This is a genomic window from Lacinutrix iliipiscaria (genome assembly GCF_042686125.1).
Lineage (GTDB): Bacteria > Bacteroidota > Bacteroidia > Flavobacteriales > Flavobacteriaceae > Oceanihabitans > Oceanihabitans iliipiscarium.
On sequence record NZ_JBHUOV010000001.1, the window covers coordinates 1,517,722 to 1,540,445 of the forward strand.

The 22,724-nt window shown below is 30.8% G+C and carries 24 protein-coding genes; all 24 read right to left on the bottom strand.

From position 1 onward, the window contains the following. Window positions 1-121: 121 nt before the first annotated feature. The 24 genes from ACFS5M_RS06930 to ACFS5M_RS07045 all read right to left on the bottom strand — a co-directional run bounded on the left by ACFS5M_RS06930 (window position 122) and on the right by ACFS5M_RS07045 (window position 22,522). A complete protein-coding gene (locus tag ACFS5M_RS06930) occupies window positions 122-1,618 on the bottom strand; it encodes a S41 family peptidase (protein WP_183487127.1) in 1,497 nt (498 codons plus the stop codon). A 226-nt stretch (window positions 1,619-1,844) separates the two neighbouring features. Next, window positions 1,845-2,573, bottom strand: coding sequence for a DUF6090 family protein (locus tag ACFS5M_RS06935; protein WP_183487129.1), 729 nt, complete (start codon window positions 2,571-2,573; stop codon window positions 1,845-1,847). A gap of 395 nt (window positions 2,574-2,968) precedes the next feature. Further along, the gene (arsB, locus tag ACFS5M_RS06940; RefSeq protein WP_183487131.1) at window positions 2,969-4,015 is read right to left on the bottom strand and encodes an ACR3 family arsenite efflux transporter; all 1,047 of its coding nucleotides are present in this window, start codon (window positions 4,013-4,015) and stop codon (window positions 2,969-2,971) included. A 1-nt stretch (window position 4,016) separates the two neighbouring features. After that, on the bottom strand, window positions 4,017-4,649 hold the full coding sequence (locus tag ACFS5M_RS06945) for an arsenate-mycothiol transferase ArsC (RefSeq protein ID WP_183487133.1): 633 nt from the start codon (window positions 4,647-4,649) through the stop codon (window positions 4,017-4,019). A 25-nt stretch (window positions 4,650-4,674) separates the two neighbouring features. Continuing rightward, entirely contained in the window at window positions 4,675-5,142 is a 468-nt protein-coding gene (locus ACFS5M_RS06950; RefSeq protein WP_183487135.1) for a DUF6428 family protein, read from the bottom strand. Window positions 5,143-5,191: 49 nt separating this feature from the next. Next, a complete protein-coding gene (locus ACFS5M_RS06955; RefSeq protein WP_183487137.1) occupies window positions 5,192-5,524 on the bottom strand; it encodes an ArsR/SmtB family transcription factor in 333 nt (110 codons plus the stop codon). A gap of 324 nt (window positions 5,525-5,848) precedes the next feature. After that, window positions 5,849-6,601: a hypothetical protein gene (locus ACFS5M_RS06960; RefSeq protein WP_183487138.1), complete on the bottom strand. Its 753-nt coding sequence runs from the start codon at window positions 6,599-6,601 to the stop codon at window positions 5,849-5,851. 200 nt (window positions 6,602-6,801) lie between these two features. Further along, window positions 6,802-7,938 (bottom strand): DUF6090 family protein, encoded by a 1,137-nt coding sequence (locus ACFS5M_RS06965; protein WP_183487330.1) that lies wholly within the window; start codon window positions 7,936-7,938, stop codon window positions 6,802-6,804. 253 nt (window positions 7,939-8,191) lie between these two features. Then, the gene (locus tag ACFS5M_RS06970) at window positions 8,192-8,878 is read right to left on the bottom strand and encodes a DUF6090 family protein (protein WP_183487332.1); all 687 of its coding nucleotides are present in this window, start codon (window positions 8,876-8,878) and stop codon (window positions 8,192-8,194) included. Between the two features lie 425 nt (window positions 8,879-9,303). After that, the gene (locus tag ACFS5M_RS06975; RefSeq protein WP_379898315.1) at window positions 9,304-9,846 is read right to left on the bottom strand and encodes a DUF7010 family protein; all 543 of its coding nucleotides are present in this window, start codon (window positions 9,844-9,846) and stop codon (window positions 9,304-9,306) included. Window positions 9,847-10,105: 259 nt separating this feature from the next. Next, window positions 10,106-10,492, bottom strand: coding sequence for a VOC family protein (locus ACFS5M_RS06980; protein WP_183487140.1), 387 nt, complete (start codon window positions 10,490-10,492; stop codon window positions 10,106-10,108). Between the two features lie 141 nt (window positions 10,493-10,633). Further along, window positions 10,634-11,377 carry a DUF6090 family protein gene (locus tag ACFS5M_RS06985; RefSeq protein ID WP_183487334.1) on the bottom strand — a complete coding sequence of 248 codons (744 nt, stop codon included), beginning with the start codon at window positions 11,375-11,377 and terminating at the stop codon, window positions 10,634-10,636. 519 nt (window positions 11,378-11,896) lie between these two features. Beyond that, window positions 11,897-12,640, bottom strand: coding sequence for a DUF6090 family protein (locus ACFS5M_RS06990; RefSeq protein WP_183487336.1), 744 nt, complete (start codon window positions 12,638-12,640; stop codon window positions 11,897-11,899). Window positions 12,641-12,923: 283 nt separating this feature from the next. Beyond that, window positions 12,924-13,682 (bottom strand): DUF6090 family protein, encoded by a 759-nt coding sequence (locus ACFS5M_RS06995; protein ID WP_183487142.1) that lies wholly within the window; start codon window positions 13,680-13,682, stop codon window positions 12,924-12,926. Beyond that, a complete protein-coding gene (locus tag ACFS5M_RS07000) occupies window positions 13,679-14,467 on the bottom strand; it encodes a DUF6090 family protein (RefSeq protein WP_379898319.1) in 789 nt (262 codons plus the stop codon). The genes ACFS5M_RS06995 and ACFS5M_RS07000 overlap by 4 nt, the downstream gene beginning before the upstream one ends. A gap of 262 nt (window positions 14,468-14,729) precedes the next feature. Next, window positions 14,730-15,506: a DUF6090 family protein gene (locus tag ACFS5M_RS07005; RefSeq protein ID WP_221267558.1), complete on the bottom strand. Its 777-nt coding sequence runs from the start codon at window positions 15,504-15,506 to the stop codon at window positions 14,730-14,732. A gap of 239 nt (window positions 15,507-15,745) precedes the next feature. Continuing rightward, window positions 15,746-16,255: a hypothetical protein gene (locus tag ACFS5M_RS07010; RefSeq protein WP_183487145.1), complete on the bottom strand. Its 510-nt coding sequence runs from the start codon at window positions 16,253-16,255 to the stop codon at window positions 15,746-15,748. Between the two features lie 166 nt (window positions 16,256-16,421). After that, on the bottom strand, window positions 16,422-16,724 hold the full coding sequence (locus tag ACFS5M_RS07015) for a type II toxin-antitoxin system RelE/ParE family toxin (RefSeq protein ID WP_183487146.1): 303 nt from the start codon (window positions 16,722-16,724) through the stop codon (window positions 16,422-16,424). Beyond that, window positions 16,721-16,963: a type II toxin-antitoxin system ParD family antitoxin gene (locus ACFS5M_RS07020; protein ID WP_028284019.1), complete on the bottom strand. Its 243-nt coding sequence runs from the start codon at window positions 16,961-16,963 to the stop codon at window positions 16,721-16,723. Before ACFS5M_RS07020 ends, ACFS5M_RS07015 begins: the two co-directional genes overlap by 4 nt. A 616-nt stretch (window positions 16,964-17,579) precedes the next feature. Next, on the bottom strand, window positions 17,580-18,290 hold the full coding sequence (locus tag ACFS5M_RS07025) for a hypothetical protein (RefSeq protein ID WP_183487338.1): 711 nt from the start codon (window positions 18,288-18,290) through the stop codon (window positions 17,580-17,582). A 22-nt stretch (window positions 18,291-18,312) separates the two neighbouring features. Further along, window positions 18,313-18,528 carry a hypothetical protein gene (locus ACFS5M_RS07030; RefSeq protein ID WP_183487148.1) on the bottom strand — a complete coding sequence of 72 codons (216 nt, stop codon included), beginning with the start codon at window positions 18,526-18,528 and terminating at the stop codon, window positions 18,313-18,315. Between the two features lie 358 nt (window positions 18,529-18,886). After that, on the bottom strand, window positions 18,887-19,654 hold the full coding sequence (locus ACFS5M_RS07035; RefSeq protein WP_183487150.1) for a DUF6090 family protein: 768 nt from the start codon (window positions 19,652-19,654) through the stop codon (window positions 18,887-18,889). Window positions 19,655-20,226: 572 nt separating this feature from the next. Continuing rightward, window positions 20,227-21,015, bottom strand: a complete 789-nt coding sequence (locus tag ACFS5M_RS07040; RefSeq protein ID WP_183487152.1) for a DUF6090 family protein — start codon at window positions 21,013-21,015, stop codon at window positions 20,227-20,229. A 241-nt stretch (window positions 21,016-21,256) separates the two neighbouring features. After that, on the bottom strand, window positions 21,257-22,522 hold the full coding sequence (locus ACFS5M_RS07045) for an alpha/beta hydrolase (RefSeq protein ID WP_183487154.1): 1,266 nt from the start codon (window positions 22,520-22,522) through the stop codon (window positions 21,257-21,259). Window positions 22,523-22,724: the final 202 nt, after the last annotated feature.

Here is a 22,724-nt window from a genome sequence, read left to right on the forward strand (position 1 = left end):
GGAAAATAACAAGGCATAGACTTGCGAATTTTCCGAGTAACTAATATATGAATTTTATCTAGATCGTTCGTATAGCCAACATTGCTAAGTAATTAATTATATACGTTGTTTGGCATAGTTTTTATTCTACTTTTATTATTTCTAAAAGCTTATTTAATTGATGATCTTCTTTCATGAAAATCTGGTTTAAATTCCGCTCTATCATGATATCAGGTTCTGTTCCAATTCCGTCTAATATTTTACCATTTTTTTGAAAAGACACCATTGTGCTTATTTTTCCACGAAGTTCAGAATTTGGTAATTCAAAGCGTTCGCTATTTCCGCTTGAACCGTCGGTATTAACTCCAACAATTTTTATGTTTGGCAGTCCTTTTAAAGTTGAAACAAGCACAGAAGTAGCACTAAAACTTTTCTCATTGGTCAAAATATAAATGGGCTTATCATAATGATATTTATCTTTAGATAATTTTTGACCATTGAAAATGTAATAATGATATTCGCTAAATCTTATATTATCTAATTTATACATTGGCTCAAAAGAATTCATAAATTTATCAACCGCTTTTTGTTCATTAATGTCTAATTCATCTCTTGAAAATAAATAGCGATTGTGTAAACGTTGTTTCAAATCCTCATTTAATGGCAAAACTCCTCTCTGTTTTGTTGCGTTTACAACATAAACAGAATCAGGATCAACGAAATATCCAGCTAATTCATTAATCAAATCACGACTTCCGCCACCATTATCCCTAACGTCGATAATCAAAGCGTCAGTTTCTTTTGCTTTTATCATAAAATCATTTAGCAATTCAAAAAATACGGGACTTTCCTCTTTGTCTAACATAGAATATATTTGCACATAGCCAATATTATTATTAATGGAAAAAAATTGTTCTAAAATCTTTTTATTGTTGAGTTTTTCATCATCATAATAGAAATAAAAGTCTTTTTTATGAAATTGTTCGTCCCATAAATATCCTTTATCATCATCCGAAACTAATGTGATTTCTAACTCTTTTTCAATTCCGTTTTCATTTTCAAGTATTATTGGAAGCGGATTTGGTAATTGCATTTTCAAAATACTAAAAACGGTCTCAATATCTCTTAAATCTCTAACTGCATTAATTAGATGAGATTTTTTTGGGGCAAGTTGGTCGTGCGGACGTATTTTTTGTAATATCTTTTCTATTGGTATATTATTGATTGATTTTAAGTATGGAAATTGCGAATTGTGAAAACCATATTTTCTATTCGCTTTATCATAATCAAGAACCAAAACTTTTTCATTATAGGGTGCAAACGCTAATGGGAAATAAAGGGTTTCTGGGAAATCATAATCTTTTATGTAAGAATGTCTGTCGCCAATTTTTCCAATAGTTTTAGATAAGAACAATCCAAAATCAGATTGACTCATTTTTTTGTTATCTGTTTGTTTCAAATAATCTTCAAAATCTTTTCTGTAATCAAATCCATTTAAACCTTGGTAAGAGGATTTTTTTTGAAGAATTTTATCAAGTATAGCTAAATCTTTCTCTATCTGTTTTTTGGTCAAATATTGATTTTGAGCATTGGAAGAAAGCGTAAATATTGATAATAAAATAATGATGTAAATTTTCATTGATGATTGTTTTGTTAAATTGTGCCTAACGTGTTCGTGTATGTTTTCGTACATATTTTCAGCAGAAGCGACTTTCGCTTTGGGTGAGCCACTTGGGGCGAAAAGAAAAAAGGAGCAAGGCTAAGTCTTGCGTTTTTTTCAAGCAAACCATTCTATTTGTTTAAAGATATAAATTTAATTTGAAGTTTATGTGTAAGTATAAACTATACACGTTGATGTGCTTTGGTTATTTTATTATTTCTGAATCAAGGTCAACTAAAATTTGCTCTATTTGTTCTTTTATTCCACCAAAAAACCTTTGGCCATTTGTTGCATTAATTGTTAAATAGAAATCCAGAAGAGTGTTTTCAAATTTAATTAAACCAAAAACCTTTCTATTACTCGCGCTATCGGAAATTGATTGATGTTCAAAATTAAAGCCTTTATTAATCAATACTTTTCGAACACTTCCATTTTCATTTAATTGTTTTTGCAGTTCTTTCTGAATTTCGAGAGTTGAAACTTCTTGTATCTTTAAAAAATCCAATGTACTCTCAAAAGATGCAATTTTTTGTCTTAGTTTTTTATTTTGAATTAAATTGAGGTTGCCAGAGCTAATAATATCAGTTAACACTCCTTTTGAAGGGATATAAGTCGTAACTCCTTTAAAAACTGAGTGTATAATATCTGATGTTTCTTTTTCACTTATAGTGTCACGAACATTATCATCAAATAAAGTAAGCATATTCTCAACTGCTTTCACTTGATTATGATTTTCGGTGAGACAATTGTTTATTTTCTCTAAGTTTGTTTTAAATTCTGATTGAAGAGACACCAAATAAGCCTGTTCTATTTTTCTTTGTTGTCTATTGTTATTGTAATTATTTATTGAAAGTGCAATCAAGATACCAATAACGACAAGAATAATTTCGCCAATAGCATATTTTAAATACTTTCCAGTTTTATTTTTTTCCATAAGATCGTAACGTATTTTTCTAAAAAACTTTATCATTAAATCATGTTTAAATTACTATTTGTATTCTCACCAAACCTCTGCAAGAGCTTTGATTTTGCAAAGGCAAAATTGAGTTCGAATAGTCTGAAGAGTTTTATCATTTAGTTAGTGGTTGGTCATAATGAAGTACGACGGTCTATATATAAAGTAGCGGATTTTTATGCGCTAACTTTTCGGAAACCAATATACTTAATTAAAGGCAAAAGCGGTTTAGATTTGCACTTAAACCGCTATTTTTTATAGGTTGTGACCACTGTCTTTTTTCATTCAGCTTAGTTTTCAGCATTGAGAAAGATATACTCTTTTGTGATTTTTGGTGAAGCCTTGGCTGGTGAGAATTGCAAATGTGAATGGCTTTAAGCGTTGGCTTTTCCGTAATATTTTTTTCGCAACCAAAAAGAAACTCGAACCAATAAAATCAATGCAGGAACTTCAACCAAAGGACCAATAACTCCCGCAAATGCTTGTCCCGAATTCAGCCCAAAAACCGCAATGGCAACTGCAATCGCCAATTCAAAATTATTCCCTGCTGCTGTAAATGCTACAGATGCAGTTTTGTCGTATTCAGCTCCTGATGCTTTGGTAAAGAAAAATCCAATGATAAACATTAGCGTAAAATAGATAAGTAAAGGAATTGCAATAATTACTACGTCCATTGGAATTTCTACAATCAATTCGCCCTTTAGCGAGAACATTACTACAATTGTAAATAACAATGCAATTAAGGTTATTGGAGAAATGGTTGGAATGAATTTCTTTGTGTACCATTCTTCGCCTTTAAGTTTTACTAAAATCAGTCTACTTAAAATCCCCATTACAAACGGAATACCTAAATAAATGGCGACACTTTCAGCTATTGTTGCGATTGAAATATCAACAATTGCTCCTTCAAATCCAAAATAGGGTGGAAGCACTGTAATAAAAATCCAAGCGTAAAAACTGTACGCAAATACTTGAAAAATACTGTTCAATGCTACCAAACCTGCGCCATATTCGCTACTTCCTTCCGCGAGATCGTTCCATACCAAAACCATTGCAATACAACGAGCCAAACCAATTAGAATTAGTCCGACCATATATTCTGGATAATCTCGTAAAAATGTAATGGCTAAAACAAACATTAAAACGGGACCAATTACCCAATTTAAAATAAGTGAAATAGAAAGAATTTTTGTGTTTCTAAAGACTTTTGGCAATAGTGAGTAATTGACTTTCGCCAAAGGTGGATACATCATTAAAATCAAACCGATTGCAATTGGAATATTGGTTGTTCCGCTACTAAATGAGTTTATAATATTTGGGAATGTTGGAATAAAATATCCAAGGCCAACACCTATAGCCATTGCTATAAAAATCCACAACGTGAGATTTTTATCGAGAAAACTTAGTTTTTTTGAAGCCATTTTAAGAATTTATTTGAGAGAAAACGTAAAACATTTCAGTTGCTATTTGCAGACTTCTTTCATTGTATTTTTCTGCTTGTTGTGGTGTATTGTCAAATGCTTTTGGGTCTTCAAAAGTTATAGGAATGCGTTTTTCTGCTCCTGGCACAAATGGACACGCCTCATTGGCTGAATCGCAAGTCATAATTGCAGCAAATTCAGATTTAGGATTAAAGTCGTCATCTAATTTTTTTGAAAATCCGATGATAGGATGCTCATTATCTGAATATTTAATGCTATAAATAGGATTCTCATTTTTTGAGATGCTATTTATTTGAAACCCTGAATTTTGCAAAGTTTCTGCAACCATTGGAAAAAGTGCTGTTGCCTCTGTTCCTCCAGAATAACAAGACACATTTTTAATATTAAAGTAATTAGCCATAGTTTGAGCCCAAACTTGCGATAAATGACTTCTACGTGAGTTGTGAGTACAAATGAAATTGATACGAATTTCTTTGTTTTCAGAAAGCTTTGACTGAATAAAATCAATTAGTGGTTGTAAAACTTCTTTTCGCTCAATTGAAATTGTTTCAGGATTTAATTCGTTGATTACATTTTCTATTTCCGAAAATAGAGTTGGTTTTGTTGTTGTCATTTTATTTTAAAATTTGAATTGTTATTTAGCAACAGTTTCCATCTGGTGAACAACAAGGTTCATCATTTAGGGATGATAATTCTATTTTTGTTTTTTCTACTGGAATACCGCATTTGTCTTTTGCTAAACAGTCGGTTTGTTTGTTGGTTAGTAAGAAATGTTGCCCGTCAAATTCAAGTCCGAATTTACCAATGGTTTCTGCTTGATATTCTACTTCAATTTCTAAATCATCTATATTCAAAACCTTTTCAGAAAGTTCTATAATATTCAATAACTTTTCTGGATGCAATCTGTGATCGTAGTCGTTTGCATTCCATAGCTGGAAGTTTACAACTTCTTCGTTTCTTACCGTTCCGCCACAATCGATAAAATGTTTGGTAATTTTCCCCACTTCGGTAACGTGAAAATGGCTTGGAACTAATTCTCCATTTGGTAATTGAAAGCCTATCGTTCCCAAATTTTTTAATACTGATTTTACTTGTGATAACTTCATAACTATATTTGTTTATTGCGATTTTACGATTAATTGATTAAAATTTTTTTTAACAACAGTCTTTTTTTTCAGTTAAGTCTTGATTTAAAAATTCGTTCATTACTGTTTTCATAGCTGTCCAATTTTCTGTGTGAATACAGTAACAAACGCTTGTTCCTTCAACATTTCCTTTAATTAAGCCTAAATGTTTCAGTTCTTTTAAATGTTGAGATATTGTTGGTTGTGCTAATCCAATTTCGTTTACCAAATCTCCACAAACACAAGAGTTGATTTTAAACAAATGTTGTAAAATAGCTACTCTTGCAGGATGCCCAAAAACTTTCGCAAAAAGAGAAATTTCATTTTGTTGGTCGGTAAACATTTCGGTTTTAGCTAATCCCATTTTTATTTATTATTAATACATTGCAATATTACGATTAATGTTTTAATATACCAAGTTTTTTTCGTGGCTGTTTGTGCGGCTGGTTCAGCTTGTAGGTAATGTGTTCGAGTATATGTATTCGTGCAGATTTTCAGCCGAAGCACCTTGAGCTTGGCCGAGCCATTTATGGCGAAAAATCCGCTGGAGGAAAATGGCAAGGCTCTGACTTGCTATTTTTCCAAGTAATCATACGTTTCTTTAAAGATATAAATTTTAATTGAAGTTCAAATGTTAGCATGAATTATACATGTTGTTGTGCTTTCGTTATTTAAATAAAAAATTTAATCATTTATTTAATTTAGAGTTTGAGACTTCAATAATGTTTTTCATTATTTCTCCAATAGATTGAAAATGTTCTCTTAATCTAACCGAAAGGAAATAGAAATTATCTGCTCTATTCTCAAATTCTGGGTTATTTAAAAGCTCAAGGTTGTTTTTCGCAATTGATGATCTTTGTAGGTTTTTAGTGCTTTCTGTTAATGCATCTATATTCCTAACAGAACCATTTTTAGTTATGAATTCAATATATTCGGCACCATATTGTTTGTAATTAACATTATTGTTTTCCATTTGGTCAAATTCTCTTTCCCATTTAAATAGTAAGGTTTTTAAGTTATTATTGTTTAGTTTAGATAGAGCACCAGAATTTTTTAATTCCACCAGTACAAATGAACTCGGTTTCCAATTTGGCATCCAAAATGTTTTGTTCAAGAGTTGGTCAAATTCAAGATTGGTTATATTATTATTCTGAGTTCTCATGAGTAGTAATAACATATCTAAACCTTCAATTACACTATTTAATCTGTCGATACTAGAGTTTAATTCGATTAGATTCTCACTAAACTCTTTATTTAAATTTTGTTGAATAATCTGGTTTTGTTCTTTAACAATACGTTCTTGATTAAAATTATTAATCTGTAATGCAATAAGAATACCAATTACTACTAAAATAATCTCGCCAATCGCGTACATTAGATACTTACTGAACTTATTTTCAGATAGTAGTTTTTGTCTAATTTTTCTAAAGAATTTTATCATTGGTTATTGGTTGGTCATAATGAAAGGCTAACATGTTCGCGTTATGATTAGCTTTGGATGAGCCATTTATGGCGAAAAATACGCTGGAGGAAAATGGCAAGGCTCTGATTTGCAAATTTTCCGATTAGTTAAATATACAAATAGTAAGATGAAATCCTGTTCTTAATCAACTTGCTTAGCAATTAATTATACACGTTGTTTTAATTTTCTACTGTTAATTCTGAAAGTACTTTAATAGCGTTCTCATTCTCTGGATTTATCATTAAAGACTTCTTATAGTTTTTAATTGCACGTTCTTTATCTCCCATACGCAATAAGCATTCACCATAGCTATCATAAGGATTCCACGACTCAGGATACAAATCTATATTGAGTTTAAATATTTTTAGGGCATCTTCTTGCTGCTTTAGTGTATTTAAATAATAATAACCTAAAGCGTTTATATATCTTTCTGATATATTATAATCTGGATTGTCTCTGTCTTGTTCTTTTATTATCGTAATAATTTCATCGGCAGATTTACCCTGATATATCAATGTGTTGTTTGTTTTGAAATCGCTTAATACTCTTTCAATATCTTTATAAGGATTACCCAATTCTTCATTAATGATAGTAAAGAGGCTATTTGCATCTTCTTGTATAGATTTTAACATTCTAAAATCATCTTGTTCACCAATGTTTTTTGCAAAATAAGATGCCACCACTATTAATGCTATTTTCGAATAATTATCTTCTATTCCTAAATCTTCATAAAGTTGCTCTGGTATTTTATCTGCGCCTTCAAATTTTAGAAGGTCGGGATTATATCCTAAGGCTGTAGCTCTGCTTATTTCATTTAAAAAGTTTTCATACCTATCATTGCTTGCTTTAAACATAATATCTTGATCATTTTTTAATTCAATAAGTTTATTCCTAATATTTGTTGGTATAAGCTTGATGTCACCTGTCTCTTGTAGGGTTTCAATTGTATTGGCATTGAACTTTTCGTATGCAGCAGTCGTGTATTTAAGTTTTTCAGAACTCATTATAATCGCTTTTGGGCTCTTTTGAGTTGGTAAGTTTTCTACAAATTCTTTGTGAAGTTCAAAATTTGTTTCTAAATAATATAAATCAGAATAGATACGAGTGTTGTCTTTAGCTAAGTCTCTTAATATTTGATTATAGTAGTTCTTTAAAGTAGCATTACTCTTCCTGTTTTCATTCCAATTATTTATTTGAAGTGCAATAACAATCCCAATAACCACAAGTATAATTTCACCAATGGCATATTTAAAATACTTTCCAGTTTTGTTTTTCTCCATAAGGTCGTATCGTATTTTTTTAAAAAACTTTATCATTAAATCATGTTTAAGTTACTATTGGTATTCTCACCAAACCTCTGCAAGAGTTTTGATTTAGCAAAGGCAAAATTGGGTTCGAATAGCCTAAAGAATTTTATCTTTGTTTATTCGTTAGTCATAATGAAGCACAACGTGTTCGTATATGATTTTTCAGTTTTACACTTTTTAATAAAAGTAAGAAAAATCTTCATGTTAATCATAAGTAGCATGAACTATACAGGTTGTTGTGATTTGGTTAATTTTTATTCAGTTATTGTTCTAGTTCTTTATCAATTTGATTAATAATACCTAAAAGACTTTTTCGGTTTATTATAAATGTTCTCCAATAATAAAAATTCTTTGATCGAAAATAAATATTAAGATCAGCTATTAAATATTCGTCTGTTAAATCACTAACGTTTTCATATGGCTTATAAGTTATTAAATGAGCATATTTATAATTTAAATCTGATGAGCGTTGCCTTAAAATTTCAAATAGGCTTTCATTAGTAGGCACATTAAAAGTATAGAATTCTTGGATATTAATAAATAGTGAATCATTTGTTATGAGTTCAGAATTGCCATCAGCAATCATCGCATCGAAGGCACTAGTGTTAGATCGAAACGGAGCATCATAATCAAATAATGTCGAATAATTCACTTGGTTAATAGTATCTAGGTCTACAATATTTTCTATATCTATAGGATATTTATAAGAAGGAAATACTTTCTTAAAGTATAATATTTCTTCTCCCCAATAAGGCTTTAAGTCTTCTATTCTCTCTAAATCTTTAACCATATCTGAACGAATTGCTTTCAAAATAGCGGTAGCCTTCATTTTTCCCTTTTGAGTTTCATTCCAGTTATTGATCTGTAATGCAATTAAAATTCCTATAACAACAAGAACAATTTCACCAATAGCATATTTTAAATACTTTCCAGTTTTATTTTTTTCCATAAGATCGTAACGTATTTTTCTAAAAAACTTTATCATTAAATCATGTTTAAGCTACTATTTGTATTATCACCAAACCTATACAAGAACTTTGATTTTGCAAAGGCAAAATTGAGTTCGAATAGTCTAAATAATTTTATCATTGGTTAGCGGTTTCTCGAAAGGTAAGACAATTTATTAACTCGAGTTTTAGATAATGAAGCACAACGTGTTCGTGTATGGTTTGTACAGGATTTCAGCCGAGCGTTTTGCGCTGGGATGAGCCGTTTACAGCGAAAAATCTGTTGGAGGAAAATTGGCAAGTCAGAGACTTGCTATTTTCCAATTAGTTAGATATACAAATTGTAGGATAAAATCTTCCACATAACCAACTTGTTTAGTAATTAATTATGCACGTTGTTGTGCCTTGTGTTTTTTAAATTCGACTTTTAAATAGATTTTCTTTCCAATTTAATAATCAAAACTCCAAAAATAATTTCGACGATTCCACCTATTATTCCGCCAATATGAAATGGTTGATTTGAAATCAAACATAGTATACCAGATAGTGACAGTAAAATCCCTAATATCCAATATATTTTCATTCCGTAAATGGATTGGAATACTAAATACCTTGCACCAATTATCATGAGCATAATTGGAAAAAACCATTGTTTTTCTATTTGGAAAATCGAATAAGCCGTAAAGAGGCCAACAAACAGAATTACAGTACTTTCAAAAGCCAAAAAGGCAAGAGGATTATTTTTTTGGTGTTTCCCCGTTCTATTGAATAATTTTGTAGATAGCATACCTAAAGGGTATATTAACATACCACCCATAAAAAAAGTCAGAAGACTCATTTCTTTTGTTGAATAAACTGCAACTATTCCAGATACAAACCAAACAATACTTGAAACTAACACACCTGTACCACCTCCTACATAGGCAATGCGCATATCTTTTTGTAATTCTTTTAAGGACAAATTCAGCATAATTTTAATTTAAAAATTGGATTGAAGTTTAGAATTTTTTTGCATTAGGCACAACGTGTTCGTGTATGATTTCGTGCGGATTTTCAGCCGAAGCGCTTTGCGCTAGGATGAGCCACTTGTGGCGAAAAATCCGATGGAAAAAAGAAGCATGGCTGCGTCTTGCTATTTTTCCGAGAAAACATACGTTTGTTTAAAGATATAAATTTAAATTGAAGTTCATGTGTTAGCATGAACAATACACGTTGTTGGCATACGTTTTTTATTGGACATCATCGTTTATTTCAATCCAATATCCATTTGGGTCTTGAAAGTAAATCTGTTTAATCCCATCTTTGCGTATGTATACTTTGTTAGGCTTATCAAGCCAATCAGAGTAATCAATTTGTAATTCTTTTAGATTAGTTATAAAAGAATCTAAATCAGATGTAGTTAAGGCAAAATGTACAGCCTTATTAGTTTTTATTTCAGAATTTGGACGAGGAATAAGATGAAGTTGTTTTCCCTCATTAAGTGATAACCATCTTGTTTTTGATTCTGAAGCAGTATTCTTAATTTCTATAAGATGAAGTACCTTTTGATAAAATTCAATAGATTCATTGACATCTTTTACAGAAAGTGCTATATGATTAAATGAAAAAGGAAACATTGTTAAGTTTTATTATGCGTTAAAATAATTTAATAAAATAATTTGGTTTTTAATGTTATAAGTTCTCAAATGTATACTAACTCATAAATTAAAATTGAAATTTATGAGTTAGCATAAACTATACACGTTGTTGTGCTTTCGTTATTTGTTTTGTTCCTTATTTATTAGTTCGATAATAACACCTGTTTCCTTTTGTATATTTTCTAATCTGTCAATAGATTCGAGTTGAGCTATACTTTTCCAACGATGTAAGCCTTCATAAACTAAAATCAGTTCCTTTAAATTTTTATCAATATTTAAAAATTTTTTCATTTCAGGTTGATTTACCAGCCTTTTAGGTAGAGTAGTTGCCCCTAATAAACCACTTAATTTTTGAGTTATTTCTAGTTGCCCTTTACCTGTGTCTTCAAAGCGCTTTATGGTAGTTTTTTGTAGACGTGTTAAGTTCATTAATTTATTTCTTATGTGTGACGGAATTAAGCCAATATCACCACTGCCCTGAAGTGATTCGATAGTATTTGTATTGAACGTTATAGGTGAATATATTAGAGCAAGTTTAGAAATCTGTTCATAAGCTTTAATTGGTGTCAACCCTTTTTTGTCATAAGAGCTTATGTAATTGTTATATTCTTTTTGATGATTACTGAATTCTTTAATAATACTTTGAGTAGAGATTATATCATTGTTCAGGTCGTCTAATAATTGAGCATAATAATCTTGAGTCCTTGATTTTAACTTTTGGTTTTCATTCCAATTATTAATTTGTAATGCAATTAAAATTCCTATAACCACCAACACTATTTCTCCAATAGCATATTTAAAATACTTTCCGGTTTTGTTTTCCATAAGCAAGTTTTGGCGAATTTTTCTAAAGAATTTAATCATTGGTTAGCGGTTTGTCATAATGAAGCACAACTCAGGGTTAAACGTAGTTCAGCTATTATAACGAAGATACAATAAAATGGATAACAATTCTATGATAAGCCTCTTCCACTAAAATCATTGAATTGTTCATCAATTAGATGATGTAAATCATGGTGAATTGCCATTTTATTTTATTGGGAGTTATCATAGCTGTACCAAATTACATTTAACCAACGATGCTACACGTTTTAGCTCGAAGCTCGCAAAAGGCGATATTCTTAGATAAACTACGACTTAGTAATTTGGTTTAACCCTGAGATGAAACACATTTACTTTAAGGACGAGAGTGCGCAGCACGTAGTAATTAAAGTTCGCCTTTGGCGAATGTGTTTCATCGTGTTTGTGTATGGTTAGTTGCGTGGTTAAGCAACTAATTTAGTAAACAAATACTTGCCAGAGAAAATTCCGAAGGAATTTTCCAAATAAGCACTTGCCAAAGCAATTAACTATACACGTTGTTGTGCTTTCGTTATTTATAATTTAATCATATTGAGTTTCCTTAAGAATTTTATCAATCAATTGGTCTAATTCTATAAACAGATTTTTGTTATCTACCATCCAGTATAAAAAATTGTCAGTAAGATTTTCAAATTCAATTTCTTTAAAAATTTGAAATTTATTCACCTTCAGGTTTGATTTTTCTTTCCAATTTAATGGACCATAGGCATCGATATCTTTATAGGAATATTTTTTTGATAAGTAGGGAGAAATCTCGTTATCAGATATTGAAGTAAACCTTGTTGTTCTATCTGTCAACGCCTTCATCGTTCGTCCCCAATTATATATTAAATTAACTAATTCCTTATTTTGGAGCAAATCCAAACGCCCTGATTGTATGAGACCAGAAATGGTGTTTTCCGAGGGTCTGAATATAGGAGGGTCAAAGGCAATAAAAAGTAAACTGTCGACATTTTGCTTTTTAAGATAATCTTCGTCTTTACCCATAATGTTCATTAATTGTTTAAGGGCTGCCTCACATAATTCAGCTTCCTCAATTCTTCTTTTTAAAATCGATTTGTTTTGCAAATATTCAGTATGAATGTTTTTTACAATGGTTTGTTCTTCAAGCTTTTGGATTCGTTTTTGGTTCCAATTATTGATTTGAAGCGCAATCAAAATACCAATAACCACAAGAACAATTTCACCAATTGCGTATTTTAGATATTTTCCTGTTTTACCTTCTGAAAGTAAATTTTGTCTAATTTTTCTAAAGAATTTTATCATTAGTTTATTGGTTGGTCATAATGAAGGCTAACTCAGGGTTAAACGTAGTTCAGCTATTATAACGAAGATACAATAAAATGGATAACAATTCTATGATAAGCCTCTTCCACTAAAATCATTGAATTGTTCATCAATTAGATGATGTAAATCATCGTGTTTGTGTATGGTTTGTTGCGTGGTTTAAGCACATAAATTAGCAAATAAAAACCGAATAGAAAATCCGCGAGGATTTTCGTAAGTAGGCTAGAACCAGCAATTAATTATACACGTTGTTGTGCTTTTGTTATTTTTTGTTTAGATGTTCCAATTCCTTAATTATATTCTCATTAAGTTTAATCATTTCTTTTCTTACATAATTTAATCTACTTTTATAATTAGAGTATTTTCGGTCTTGGTAGCTTAATATATTTTTGAAATCGGAGTTGGTTAATATTTCTTCATCTTTAGGTGTGTCAATTAAAAACCAAACATTTTTGTCATTTTGACTCGTTACTTTTTTAAATACTTTTATTTTTAGTTTTTCAATAAAAGGGTTTAATAAATCAGGCGTTTTGTCTCCGAATTTTTTTAATGCAGGAAATAGCACTTCATAATTTTTAATTATTAATTTTCGTAAGCTATCATTAGAAATAACTTCTAAACCATAATTTTTCACTGCATCATAAGGTCCAGAATCATAATTAATACTAATGTCGGTTTCGGATTTATCGTAAAACTTCATAATAGTGTCATAAGAAACAGCTTTTTCATTCTCACCAATCATTCTCATTAATTCATCAAGACCTTCTTTTTTTAATCCTAATCGATAATCAAGTGTATTCTCAAAAAATTTAAGGTCTGAATTAATTGAATTAGAAATTTCTTTTAATACTAATTTTTCTTTAATTCTTTCTTTCCTATGATCATTCCAATTGCTTAATGTAAGTGCTATCAAAATTCCGATAACAACAAGTATAATCTCACCAAAAGCATATTTAAAATACTTTCCAGTTTTATTTTTCTCCATAAGGTCGTATCGTATTTTTCTAAAGAACTTAATCATTTTTTTATCTCTGAATTTATAATATCAAGCATTTCAATAATTCTGTTTCGCAGAGTAACTGATTGAATATTAGCATTTTGATGGAATGAAATGACTATAGCCGGAATGTCCTCTTGTTCAGGATCTGCCAAAATCTCTTTGAAGTCTATTTTCCTTTTAGATGGGTTTATTCTAAATTTTAAACTAGAAGACTTGTCTAAAGCTTCTACTGGAGAATAGCCATCTTTCCAAATGTTATTATTTAGATTTCGTGATGTGCCCGATCCAATACTCAAAGACATAATAAATTGGTTTCGAAATATTTGATATTGCTTTTCCTGTTCTTGTACTTGGTATACTTCAGATGACCAGTTAGATAAAAGCGATACAAGCTTTTCGTTTTGTATCAGCTGTAATTTATCTGTGCCTATGATGTCATTTTTTATTGGATCAAAAGTGGGGTCTATCATTATATGCCACCAAGATGTATAAAAAGTTTCTTCATCAAAAATTTCTGGATTGTCTACAAAACTCAGTAATTTATGAGAGGCTTCGATGGCTCTATTTCGCATATAAATTTTTTCTTCAAGCTGTGCAAGATTGGCTTCGTATTCACTTTTTAGTTGTACCAATATTTTTTGTTCTCGAATTCTGCCTTTTCGCCTCTCATTCCAGTTGTTCACTTGTAGTGCTAAAAGAATACCTATCATCACGAGAAATATTTCACCTGAGGCGTATTTAAAGTACTTTCCAGTTTTATTTTCCATCAGCAAGTTTTGACGAATTTTTCTAAAGAATTTTATCATTGGTTAATGGTTGGTTATAATGAAGCACAACGTGTTCGTGTATGATTTTTTGCGGATTGATCCGAAGCTATTTTTGGCTTCGGATGAGCCACTTGTGGCGAAAAATCCGCTGGAGGAAAATGGCAAGGCTCTGACTTGCTAATTTTCCGCGAAACTAATATACGAATTAAAGTTAGCTCGTTCACTTAACCAACATTGCGAGCAATTAATTGTACACGTTGTTGTACTTTCGTTATTTTTCTGAATAACTTCATTTTTTTCTCTATTTACTTAACTCTTTATCAATCCGTCTAATGTTTTCAGTTGTTAACCATAATAGACCATTTTTAATCCAATCTTCATCTAAAACATTAAAATAATGGACTTTGCTTATTTTGGCATATGTATCTGAAGATTTTATATACTTAATAAAATCCTCATCGTTTTTTACAAAATCTGGATGCTTTGTTATTGGTGGATGCAAATTGTAATTTTCATTACCATCCAAATTATAAACATCTAGAATCATTATTAAATCGGTGTTATTTCCACTATTATTAAAATGAAGATTATCACCTTTATCATTGATATCATTTCTGGATTTAGTAAAATCTTTTAAAAAAGAAAGAGTTTGTTTTAGACTATCCCCTAAAATCTCAAATTTACCTGCAGAAATAGCCTCTTCGAAAACCGAATTTAATAAGGATAGTTTTATTGGGTAAGATAGAGTAGAAGCATAGATTCTAACACTATCAATTGGTAATTCTTGAGCTCCAGCCGAATAATTGATAAGCTTATTTACTTGAGAATTATTTTTATGAAGTCCAATTAAATAATTTTCTAATATTCCTTTATTAATTTGAAGTTCTTGTTTTAATGCAAGCAATAGTTTTTGTTTATTGTTTTCTAATTTCCTGTTTTCATTCCAGTTATTAATCTGCAATGCAATGAGAATACCTATAACAACGAGGAAAATTTCACCAATAGCGTATTTGAAGTACTTTCCAGTTTTTCCATCCGAAAGTAAGTTTAGTCTAATTTTTCTAAAGAATTTTATCATTGGTTATTGGTTGGTTATAATGAAGCACAACGTGTTTGTGTATGGTTTCGTGCGGATTTTCAGCCGAAGCGCCTTGCGCTAGGATGAGCCGCTTGTGGCGAAAAATCCGATGGAAAAAAGGAGCAAGGCTGAGTCTTGCTAATTTTCCAAGAAAAACATACTTGTTTGTTTAAAGATATAAATTAAAATCGAAGTTCAGGTGTAAGCATGAACTATACACGTTGTTGGGCAATCGTACTTTATTCCCAAATATCAATGTCGATTTTCAAATCATTTAATGAATCTGTAACATATTTTTCATAATTCATTGAGTCTTTAATAAATTCATTGATATCAACATCGAAATAAGTTCTTTGTTCTTTTATATTTTCAGCAAAAAGTAATGTTCCATAATAGCAAAAATCATCACCATAATGACCTAAATCTTCTGTTGTGTGATTTGATTCAGCTACTATTTCCAACATCTCATTTTCAAAAAATACAGACCATTTTCTCCAATAAATTCCCTCACTTTTAATTCCGTTTTGAATTTCTCGGTCATAAATATCCAAACAAATATTCCAGTTTCTATGAGTTTTATAATTATGAATATTTTCAATCAAGTATTTTATTTCTTTTGCTTTTGTCTTATTATCTTCAGTTGCGAATTCAAGATTTGACACAAAATCAACAAATATTCTTAATTCTTGAATCTTTTTTAATGTGGTTTTATCTGGTTTTGACGTTTCTATTTTTGTATGATTTTTCAATTTCATCAATTTCACCGTATGTTGCCCAACGTGTTTGTGTATGGCTAGTTGCGTTGGTGAGAACTAAGTTAGCAAAAGAAACCGAACCAGTAGGAAATTCCGTTAGGAATTTCCGAGTACACCCAAACTAAGCAATTGGTTATACACGTTGTTGTGTGCAGTTTTTTTATTTCAGACGTTTTTTATTATCCATTCTCTGATGCAAAATTCTGACGATTTCTACAATTTCATTTTCAACTTTTCTGTAAAAAATCAGATGCGATTTGATTTTCGTTACTCGATAATTTTTTCGGGTTTGTTCAGCTGATTTTCCAATCAGATAGTTGTCCGCAATAAAATCAATTTCTGCCATTATTAAATCGAAATATCTGTCTGCTTGTTCTTTAGACCATTTGTTAAATGTATAAATCCAAATTTTATCCAAATCCTCAATCGCTTGTTGGCTTATGCGATATTTGTTTTTACTCATAAGTGTTTACGATGTAATTCTTTCAAATGTTGTTTTGGATCAAAATTTTCAACAAATCCGCTATTTTCTCCAACTTCGAGAGCTTTAATAAGTTCTCTTTCTTTTTTTTCTTCACGTTCTAACAAACGCAATGCGGAACGAATTACTTCACTAACTGAACCATATCTACCAGAATTTACTTCTTCTCTGATAAAATCTTCAAAATGATTTCCTAGTGATATTGAGGTGTTTTTTCCCATTTTGGCTATAATTTTACTCAAATATACCAAATCTTGGTAACGTAGCCAAATTGCACACAACTCAGGGTTAAGCGTAGTTCAGCTATTATAACGAAGATACAATAAAATGGATAACAATTCTATGATAAGCCTCTTCCACTAAAATCATTGAATTGTTCATCAATTAGATGATGTAAATCATCGTAAATTGCCATTTTATTTTATTGGGAGTTATCATAGCTGTACCAAATTACATTTAACCAACGATGCTACACGTTTTAGCTCGAAGCTCGCAAAAGGCGATATTCTTAGATAAACTACGACTTAGTAATTTGGTTTAACCCTGAGATGAAACACATTTACTTTAAGGACGAGAGTGCGCAGCACGTAGTAATTAAAGTTCGCCTTTGGCGAATGTGTTTCATCGTGTTCGTGTATGATTTTTTGCGGATTGAGCTGAAGCTATTTTTAGCTTCGGATGAGCCACTTGTGGCGAAAAATCCGCTGGAGGAAAATGGCAAGGCTCTGACTTGCAAATTTTCCGATTAGATAAATATACAAATTGTAGGATAAAATCTTCCAAATAACCAACATTGCGGAGCAATTAATTATACACGGTGTTGTGCTTTCGTTATTTTTATTTTCCGCTTGGTTTAGTAGCTTCAATTATTTCATCTATGAGATTATCTGTTTCTAAACAGCGTTCTTTAACTTGTTGATAATGCCAAATACTATTGTCTAAATAATTTTCGAATGTTACCTCTTGAAACAAAGGATAATAGTCTGGTTTTACTTTAGAAATTCCAGTCCAAGGATAGTTACTTGCCTTATCCATTTGTTTAAAAGATATTTTATCTAATAAATAGGGTATAAGCTCGGTATTTGACCAATTATCCAACTTTGTCACACGGGTTTTTCTAATTTCAGATAGTGTATTCCATTTATAAAGTAAGTCTGTGGTTTTTTCATTTTTTAAAAGGTTTAATTTGCCACTTTGGATAATGTTTTTAATTGTATTATCTGCAAAGGCTATTTCGCTATATCCGAATGAAACATAAAAAATACTATCTAAATTATGTTTAAAGAGTTCATCTTTTGAAGTTCCGATTAAATTCATTAGAGTTATTTGCGCATTCATCTGATTATTAACTTCAATAAGAAAATCTTTCAAGACCTTTTTATTTTCTTGAAAATCTGTGTGAAGTTTGGCAATTACTTCTTTTTCTTCGTTTTGCTCAATGCGATTGTTGTTCCAGTTATTGACTTGTAATGCTAAAAGAATACCAATCATTACTAGTATGATTTCGCCAATCGCATACTTAAAATACTTTCCAGTTTTGTTTTCCATAAGCAAGTTTTGGCGAATTTTTCTAAAGAACTTTATCATTGGTAGTTAGTTTCTCTAAAGGTAGGATAAAAAATGAATTTGGGAATTCTGATAATGAAGCACAACTCAGGGTTAAACGTAGTTCATCTATGATAACGAAGATACAATAAAATGGGCAACAATTCCATGATAAGCCTCTTCCACTAAAATCATTGAATTGTTCATCAATTAGATGATGTAAATCATCGTAAATTGCCATTTTATTTTATTGGGAGTTATAATAGCTGTACCAAATTACATTTAACCAACGATGCTACACGTTTTAGCTCGAAGCTCGCAAAAGGCGATATTCTTAGATAAACTACGACTTAGTAATTTGGTTTAACCCTGAGATGAAACACATTTACTTTAAGGACGAGAGTGCGCAGCACGTAGTAATTAAAGTTCGCCTTTGGCGAATGTGTTTCATCGTGTTTGTGTATGGTTAGTTGCGTGGGTTAGCACTTAACTTAGCAAGTACACACCAAACTGAAAATCCACGAGGATTTTCAAAAGTAGGTGAGAACCAGCAATTACTTATAGCCATTGTTGTGCTTTCGTTATTTTTAATTCAGTTCTCATTTCGTTAATTCATTGTCAATTAGCGATATAAGTTCCTTGCATTTTTTAATCATTTCCATCAAAGTTCCATTCATCCCCCCAAAATCAAGAATAGCTAAAGCGAAACCATTCTTTTGTTTTTGGTCTATAAATATATCTCCAAAGGTTTCTTCCGTTAAATTCCCAAATACACCCATTTTTCCGTTCGAAATCTGGAATAGGTAGTTTCTTGACATAGAACTTATATCTTGTTTTTCATAACTACCTGGATAAAGTGTTTGTTCAGCAACTTTTTCCCAGTGTTTTTCAGTGTGTTTTAATTTTTTATAAAGTAAATCTAAATTCAGTAAATCATTTTTGATAGAATCATTTGAGATGATAGCAAAATTCCCTGAATTTTTTAGCTCTTGGTAAGTATTGTCAATTAAATAAAAACTTTTCCAAGTGTAGATATCAACAAGGTGTTTATTAATAGAATTCCAATCATCCACAGGTTTACTATTAATATGTTCTAATACTGTGTTAGCTGAATTAATTAGAGAATTTTGTCTATCAATAAATTGATTCATTTCTGTAATTGAAAGTTGTAAATCTCTTTTGATATTATTGAGATAAATTATTTCGTTATCTCTAATCTTTCTTTTTTCGTTCCAATTATTGATTGATAATGCTATTAAAATCCCAATTACAACAAGAACAATTTCACCTATAGCATATTTTAAATACTTTCCAGTTTTGTTTTTTTCCATAAGGTCGTAGCGTATTTTTCTAAAGAATTTTATCATTTAGTTAATGGTTTGTCATAATGAAGCACAACTCAGGGTTAAACGTAGTTCAGCTATTATAACGAAGATACAATAAAATGGATAACAATTCTATGATAAGCCTCTTCCACTAAAATCATTGAATTGTTCATCAATTAGATGATGTAAATCATCGTAAATTGCCATTTTATTTTATTGGGAGTTATCATAGCTGTACCAAATTACATTTAACCAACGATGCTACACGTTTTAGCTCGAAGCTCGCAAAAGGCGATATTCTTAGATAAACTACGACTTAGTAATTTGGTTTAACCCTGAGATGAAACACATTTACTTTAAGGACGAGAGTGCGCAGCACGTAGTAATTAAAGTTCGCCTTTGGCGAATGTGTTTCATCGTGTCCGTATATGAAACGTAGCGTGTTAAAAGACGTTATCGTTTCGGATTATACACGAGCCGAATTTTTAAATTTTTCTTTTTATCTTAATTTTCTCAAAAAGCCAAATTTAAAAATTTGGCGGTCTTCGTAAATACACACAAACCTTTGGTAAAGGCTATAATAGCTATGTTTTATATACATTGTTGTGCTTTCGTTATTTTTTAATTTCGTCGTCTATTAATTTAATCAAATCTTGAATGTATTCTGCTAAATTTTTGTGCATTCCAGCTAAAAAACTGTTGTTCATATAAGCAAGTCTTAATCCGTTTTTAAACAAGTCATTATTGTGTTGCCACTTTGCATTTTCTATGAGTCGTTGGTGTTGTTCTGTTGGAATGTCCTCAATTCTTAACCTATTTGGAAACCCATAATTTGGTTTGCTTAAATCAAAAAATGGAATAGCTTTTATGTTTTTAACGTGTGGGTCGTATAAGTAAGTTTCGTATTCTCTTCTCATATGGTGCTCTCCTCCAGAAATGTCAGCGTAGTGTTTTTCCAATTCTAATAGCTTGTTCTTTATTGAATCATTTTTAATTCTGCTTAAATTTCCAGAACTCAAAAGTTCTTTGAAAGTATTGTTGTTCGGTACATAGGTATTCCAGATAAATACTTTTTCATAAGTATCTGTATATTCTTGAACATCATTTATAGAATTGGGCTCGTCAAAATTCAGTAGAGTAGAACTTGCCATGGCTTTTTCAAAACGATAAGTTGCAAATCGTTCAGTATTTTCAATTTCACTAACTAAATCAGCTTTTAAATTTAAAAGAGAGTTAATCTCTTTATCTCTTTCTTTTCTTATTTCATTTGCATTATTAATCTGTAATGCAATTAAAATTCCAATAACGACTAATATAATTTCGCCAATCGCATATTTTAGATACTTTCCAGTTTTTCCCTCGGAAAGTAAATTTTGTCTAATTTTTCTAAAGAATTTTATCATTGGTTAGCGGTTTCTGATAATGAAGCACAACGTGTTCGTGTATGATTTTTGCGGATTGAGCCGAAGCTATTTTTAGCTTTGGATGAGCCACTTGTGGCGAAAAATCCGCTGGAGGAAAATAGCAAGGCTTAGACTTGCTATTTTCCGATTAGTTAAATATACAAATTGTAGGATAAAATCTTCCAAATAACCAACTTGTGTAGCAATTAATTATACACGTTGTTGTACTCTCGTTAATTTTCTAATACTTACTAGCCATTGATATACCATTTACTAAATGTTGATAAAGATTAGTCATAAATTCAGTAGTTAACATATCATGATGGTCACCTTGTATTTCAATAATTGTGCTTCCTTTTTGTTTTAGTATAACTATTTCTTCTTTAGACTTTCTTCCATTTGCCTCATCTTGCGTGGAATAAACAGAAATTAAATTTTTGAAATCTTCGTCCTTATATAAGTCGGTATATTTTTTTGCCATATTATTCCCGACGATCATTGTTAGATTGTCGGCTACCCTATCAAAAGAAGTTTTCAATGGGTGGTCCTCAGGTATTTCTTGAAATACTGTCAATGCATAAGGATTTTGTCCATTTTCCCATCTTATATATTCACCTGTATTTAATGTTTTCCAACTGCTTATATCTTCATCTAAATCTAATCCCATTAACACCACTTTTTCAGTCAAATTTTCTTTTGAGTGAAGATATTCCATACTTATAGATGCTCCATAAGAATGTCCAATCAAATAGACTTTTTTCTTATGCGCAACTAAATATCTAATCACTCTATCTAAAATTTCAACACTTTGCGAATTCTCATAAGCGCTTTGCTCTGCGGTTAACATTGGATTGCAAGCTATTGTTTCTGGATTCAACATTTGGGCTTGATAAGGGTATATTTTGAGCAACTCATTGTGATTTGGCATCAAATGCAGCCCATCTCTTGGCCCTATATTTAACTGTAAATCGGGACCACCTTGAACATAAACGAATGCTACATTGTTTTTCCAATTTCCTTCTATTTGAAATAGTTTGGTTGTATCATTTGGAAGAATTGTTGGGCTGTATACCTTTGATTCTAGATAGCCCAGTTGGTGAAATTGAACCTTACCATTAAGCTCAATAGACTTTCTGTAATAGTCAATAGATTTTTGATGATTTCCAATATTTAAATACCCTTCAGCTGCACTATCGTAGGCATTGTATGAATTAGGAAATAATTCAATGTTTATCTCAAATATTTTTGAAGCTTCAATTGGTTTATTTGAATTGTATAACAATCTATACCCTAAAGCATTTAGTTCTTCTTCATTAATAACAAAATCTTCAGATTTTTTATTTTCTTCTAACCAATCTACAGCTTCTTTTATTCCGGATTCATTAATTTTTTGTTCTGCAATAATAGTCGTCGATGGATTATTTTCAGATTGGCGGTTTTCTGGAATTTTATGTTTACATGAATTTAGCAGTATGAAGGTAATTAAAATGATAGTTAGTTTGTTCATGTCTTTATAATTAATGGAGTACAACGTGTTCGTGTATGGTTTCGTGCGGATTTTCAGCTGAAGCGCTTTGCGCTCAGATGAGGCGCTTGCGGCGAAAAATCCGATAGAAAAAAAGCGCGATGCTGAGCGACGCGAATTTTTCCGCGAAACTAAGATAGTTAAATTGTAGGAATAAATCTTTCACTTAACCATCTGCGCTAGC